General features: G+C 69.4%; 5 protein-coding genes. All 5 read right to left on the reverse strand.

Translation table 11 applies throughout. From position 1 onward, the window contains the following. Positions 1–104 precede the first annotated feature (104 nt). Positions 105–1007 (reverse strand): amino acid ABC transporter permease, encoded by a 903-nt coding sequence (locus tag WMI84_RS16650; RefSeq protein ID WP_347354895.1) that lies wholly within the window; start codon positions 1005–1007, stop codon positions 105–107. Then, positions 1004–1669 carry an amino acid ABC transporter permease gene (locus tag WMI84_RS16655; RefSeq protein ID WP_347354896.1) on the reverse strand — a complete coding sequence of 222 codons (666 nt, stop codon included), beginning with the start codon at positions 1667–1669 and terminating at the stop codon, positions 1004–1006. The genes WMI84_RS16650 and WMI84_RS16655 overlap by 4 nt, the downstream gene beginning before the upstream one ends. A 104-nt stretch (positions 1670–1773) precedes the next feature. Beyond that, on the reverse strand, positions 1774–2613 hold the full coding sequence (locus tag WMI84_RS16660; protein ID WP_347354897.1) for a glutamate ABC transporter substrate-binding protein: 840 nt from the start codon (positions 2611–2613) through the stop codon (positions 1774–1776). A gap of 79 nt (positions 2614–2692) precedes the next feature. Further along, positions 2693–3421, reverse strand: a complete 729-nt coding sequence (locus WMI84_RS16665) for an amino acid ABC transporter ATP-binding protein (protein ID WP_347354899.1) — start codon at positions 3419–3421, stop codon at positions 2693–2695. 137 nt (positions 3422–3558) lie between these two features. Further along, complete coding sequence (locus WMI84_RS16670) at positions 3559–4986, reverse strand: M23 family metallopeptidase (protein ID WP_347354898.1); 1428 nt, start codon at positions 4984–4986, stop codon at positions 3559–3561. Positions 4987–5380: the final 394 nt, after the last annotated feature.

Genomic DNA, 5380 nt, shown 5'->3' on the forward strand with positions numbered 1-5380 from the left:
GAGCACCGGCAAACCTTGATGGTTGCAGCCGTCGAGGTTTGCCGGTGCTCGGTGTGTCGCGCGTGGACAGGCCCGGGTAGGCGTGGAGGGGCCGGGTACCCGCGTCAGCGCGTCGGCGCCTGGGTGTCGTCGGGCGCCGTCGTCTCGGCGACGGCGAGGGTGTCCTCACCGGCCCCGATTCCGGCTATCGTGGTCCGGCCGCGGGAGCGCAGGCGCGCCTCGACGAAGCCCGCCAGCCGGGTCAGCGCGTAGTTGATGACGATGAAGATGAGCGCGATGACGATCATCGACGGGACGATGTTGCCCTTGTACGACCCGATCTGGGCGTAGGTCGTCAGCAGCTCGGGGTAGGTGATGATCTGCCCGAGCGCGGTGTCCTTGAGGATGACGACGAGCTGGCTGACGAGCGCCGGCAGCATGGCGGTGATCGCCTGGGGCAGCTGGATCGCGCGGAGTGTCTGGCCCCTGGTCAGGCCGATCGAGAGGCCGGCCTCGGCCTGGCCCTTGGGCAGGCTCCCGACGCCGGAGCGGATGAGCTCGGCGACAACCGACCCGTTGTAGAGGGTCAGGCCGGTCACTACGGCGAAGAACGGGTTCAGCTCGCTGGTGAAGACGTTGTTGAACGCGTACAGCGAGAACGCTGCGATCATCATGACCAGGACCGGGACGGACCGGAAGAACTCCACGACGACCGTCGAGACCCAGCGGATCGCGCCGTTCTGCGAGAGCCGGCCCATCCCGAAGACGAGCCCGAAGATCCCGGCCAGCAGGATCGACAGGGCCGCCGCCTCGAGCGTCTTGATCAGCCCGGGGATCAGGTAGTAGACCCAGATCTCGCTGGTGATGAACGGCGTCCACATGTCGGCGGTGAGGTTGCCCTTCTCGCCGAGCTTCCACAGCAGGAAGGCGAGGAAGGCGAGGATCACGACCAGACCCACCAGGGTGAGGCTGCGGTGCCGGGCCCGGGCCTTGGGCCCCGGCGCGTCGAACAGGACCGAGGAGCTCATCGCTTCACCGCCAGCCGGTTGGACAGATAGGTCGTCAGCAGGCCGACCGGCAGGGTGAGGATGACGAAGCCGATCGCGACGATCAGGAAGATCGGCACGATGAGGTTGTTGTTGAACTCCTGCATCTGCTTCATCAGGCCCGCTATCTCGGCCACGCCGATGGCGGTCGCGACGGTCGTGTTCTTGATCAGCGCGATGAGCGTGTTGCCCAGCGGCGTGATCGCGCCGCGGAAGGCCTGGGGCAGGATCACCTCGCGCAGGCTCTGCCCGAAGGTCAGCCCGATCGACCGAGCCGCCTCGGCCTGACCCACCGGCACGGTGTTGACGCCGCTGCGCAGCGACTCGCAGACGAAGGCTGCGTGGTAGACGGCGAGCGCGATGATGGCCCAGATGATGTTGTCGCGCGCGATGTCCTCGCTGAAGCTGAACCCGAGGTTGACGATCATGACGATGTTCGCAGCGATCATGATCAGGGTCAGGGGCGTGTTGCGCACGATGTCGACATAGAAGGCGCCGGCGCGCTGGAAGACCCCGACGGGGGAGACCCGCATGACGGCGACGACCGTGCCGATGACCAGCGCGCCGATCGCGCCGAAGATCGCGAGCACGATCGTCATGCCGAACGCCGCGAAGATGGGGTACTGGGCGAACAGCTGACCCATGGGCAGTCCTCCTCGGGAGGGTGCGGTGGTGGGCGGTACCGGAGCGGGCGGTATGCCGCTCAGCTCAGCGCGCCGAGCGGCATACCGTCACGACGTGGCCGGGCTCAGAGCTGGCAGGTCGGGGTGGGCGGGTTGCCCGGGCCCGGCTTGTAGTTGGCCGGGCCGAGGTTCTTCTGGACCGACTTCTCCCACTCGCCGGAGCTGATGAACTTCTTCAGGGCCGCGGTGACCTGGTCGCAGAAGGCCTGGTCGCCCTTCTTCAGGCCGACGCCGTAGTTCTCGGTGGAGAACGGCTTGCCGACGAGCTTGAGCTTGCCCTGGTTCTGGGTCTGGGCCGCGTAGCCGGCCAGGATCGTGTCGTCGGTGGTCATCGCGTCGACGTTGCCGGCCTTGAGCGCGGCGACGCACAGGCTGTACGTGTTGTACTCCTGCAGGTTGACCCCGGGCACCTTCTTCTGCAGGTTGACCGCCGAGGTCGAGCCCTTGACCGAGCACAGCTTCTTGTCCTTGAGGCTGTCGGGGCCGGTGATCGACGTGTCGTCGGCCCGCACGAGCAGGTCCTGGCCGGCGATGAAGTAGGGGCCGGCGAAGGAGACCTTCTCCTTGCGGGTGTCGGTGATCGAGTAGGTGCCGACGATGTACTTGACCTGGCCCGAGGCGATCAGCGACTCGCGCTGGGAGGAGACGGCCTCGACGAACTGCGGCGTCACCCCGAGCTCCTTGGCGACATAGTTCGCGACGTCGACGTCGAAGCCGGAGTACTTCGAGCCCTCCTTCAGACCGAGGCCGGGCTGGTCGAACTTGATGCCGACCTTGACCGTCTCGCCGCCTCCGCCGCCGGTGCTGCCGCCGGCGCCGCCGCCACTGGTTCCACCGCCGCAGGCGGCGAGGCCGAGGGCAGCGCCGGACGCGACGGCGGCGACGGCAATTCGGGTGAGCTTCATGTGGGTTGTTCCTCCTGTTGGGAGCCGGCCGTTCGGCGGTCACCATGCGGCCGGCGGATGGTCGGTGCGGGGATCGGTCTCAGTGGGTCAGGATCTTGCTGAGGAAGTCCTTGGCCCGGCTCGACTGGGCGTGGGTGAAGAACTCCTCGGGCGTGTTCTGCTCGACGATCTCGCCGTCGGCCATGAAGACGACCCGGTCGGCGGCCCGCCGGGCGAAGCCCATCTCGTGGGTCACCACGATCATCGTCATGCCCGACCTGGCCAGGCCGGTCATCACGTCGAGGACCTCGTTGATCATCTCGGGGTCGAGGGCGGAGGTCGGCTCGTCGAAGAGCATGACCTTCGGGTCCATCGCGAGGGAGCGGGCGATGGCGACGCGCTGCTGCTGGCCGCCGGAGAGCTGCGCGGGGTACTTGTCCTTCTGGTGGGCGACGCCGACGCGGTCCAGCAGCTCGAGGGCGTGCTTCTCGGCGGCGGCCTTGTTCTGCCCGCGCACCTTGATCGGTCCGAGCGTGACGTTCTGCAGGATCGTCTTGTGGGCGAACAGGTTGAACGACTGGAACACCATGCCGACGTCCGCCCGGAGGTGCGCCAGCGCCTTGCCCTCCTCGGGCAGGGGCTGCCCGTCGATGAGGATCTTGCCGGACTCGAAGGTCTCGAGGCGGTTGATCGTGCGGCACAGGGTCGACTTGCCGGAGCCCGAGGGCCCGAGCACGACGACGACGTCACCCTTGCCGACGGTCAGGTTGATGTCCTTGAGGACGTGCAGGTCGCCGAAGTGCTTGTTGACGTGGTCCACGACGACGATCGGTTGGCGTCCGCCGGGATCAGCACCCCGGGAGGAGGCAGGAGTCGTGCCCGGTGTGGAATCGTCCATCCGGGCAACCTATCCGGTCCCGGCCGCTCAGACGAGAGCCACTCCGGGGGTGTGCCCAAATCTTGACTTCAGTCCTCGCCGGTGGTCGCCGTGGTGGCCTCGCGGCTGGTGGTGTTGTCGTCGGTCGGCGAGGGCGCCTCGGTCGTCGTACTCCGAGAGGAGGTGGCCGGGGTGGTGCCCGGCGTGCTCGAGCCGCCCGTGGTCTGCCGCGGGTTCGAAGTGGACGCGCCCGAGCTGCTGCTGGCCGGGGCGGCTGTGTCACCTTGGGTGTGGCTGGTGGTCGGGTGCTCGCTCGTCGCGGCGCTGCTCGATCCGGGTGTCGTGTGGTTCGATCCGGCCGTCGTGCCGCTGGTGGTGCCGGGCGTGCCGCCGGCGCTCGAGGACGACGGGCTCGTCGTCGGGTCGGACGGCTGCGTGGTGGTCGTCGGGCTGCCCGTGGTGGTCGGACTGCCGGTGCTCGTCGTCGGGCTGCCGGTCGCCGGCGTGCCGGTGGTGGTCGAGCTGCCGGTCGTCGGCGTGCCGGTCGTGGTCGTGGAGGGCTGGGTGGTCGTGCTCGGCGTGCCCGTCGTCGGAGCCTGGGTCGTCGCCGGTGGCGTCGGCTTCGGCGGGTTGGTCGGCTTGCTGGTCGGCGGCTTGCTGGTCGACGACGGGCTCGGCCGGGTGGCCGCGCTGACCGGCACGTCGCCGTCCTCCACCGGGTGCGGCGCGCGGCCCGGCGCGGCGTGGTAGGGAACCCTGGCGGTCGAGCTGCCGGGCAGCCCCAGGTACGGGGCGGGGTCGACGTAGTCGCCGTCCACGATCACGTCGAAGTGCAGGTGACAGCCGGTGGACCAGCCGGTCGTGCCGACCAGGCCGATGAGCTGGCCGCGCTTGACGACGTCGCCCTGCTGGACCAGGAACCGCGACATGTGCGCGTAACCGGTCTCGAGACTGGCGCTGTGCCGCACGATGACCCGCCGTCCCCACGACGGGGTGATGGCGGCATACTCGACCCGTCCGTCGGCGGCGGCGCGGATCGGCGTGCCGCAGGCGGCCATGAGGTCCAGGCCGGTGTGGAACATCGCCCGTCCGAGCACCGGGTGGATGCGTGGGCCGAAGCCCGAGGCCACCGGCGCGTGCAGCGGCCAGCTCAGCCCGACGCGACCGGCGCCGGACGAGTACGTGCCGGCGGGCCCCCCGGTCCGGCCGGGAGCGAGCTGCAGCGACGGGAACAGGAACAGGCCCGCCGCCAGCTGCTGGATGGCGCCGTTCACGGCCGCGGAGGAAGTGCTGGCCCCGAGCGCTGCCGCGATCGGGTCGCCGCCCCCGGCGAACGACGTGATGCCATCCGTGACGGGCGGCTGCGCCTGGGTCAGGCCCGGGAGCGGGCCGTCGGACGCGAGGAGTGCCGAGGTCTGGGACGGGCGCGCCCCGGCCGCAAGGGACAGCACCATGGTGGAGGCGGCGCAGAGTCCGAGCAGGGTCGTGAAACGCCGCCGCACGCGGATCGTGACCACGCGCGACTCGTGCTCTGCTGACGCTCTGCCCGGCATCGGCTGGGCCACCCCCTGAGTTCGTACGGTCGATCTGGACGCGGGGACACCGCCCACCTGTGGCAGGCACCTCCCCCGACTGATCCCCAACGATAGGCGCCGACTCCGACGGGTGGGTGCGAGTCGGGAGAATTGTGACTCGTGATACGGGTGGGGTAGCAGTCGGCACCAATGGGCACGACGATGCGGCTGGTTGGCGCCCGCGACTCACCGGCTGCCGACGGCGCAGGCCGGACGGCGCTGAACGTCACCGGACGGCACCCGACGGCGTCGAACCGGCACCCTTGAGTTTCGCAGTTTCAGGGCTTCTGTGCCGTTGGTGGGCCTGTGACTGACGATGCGGCTGTTGAAGGCGGGC

It is taken from the genome of Intrasporangium sp., from assembly GCF_039812505.1.
GTDB lineage: Bacteria > Actinomycetota > Actinomycetes > Actinomycetales > Dermatophilaceae > Intrasporangium_A.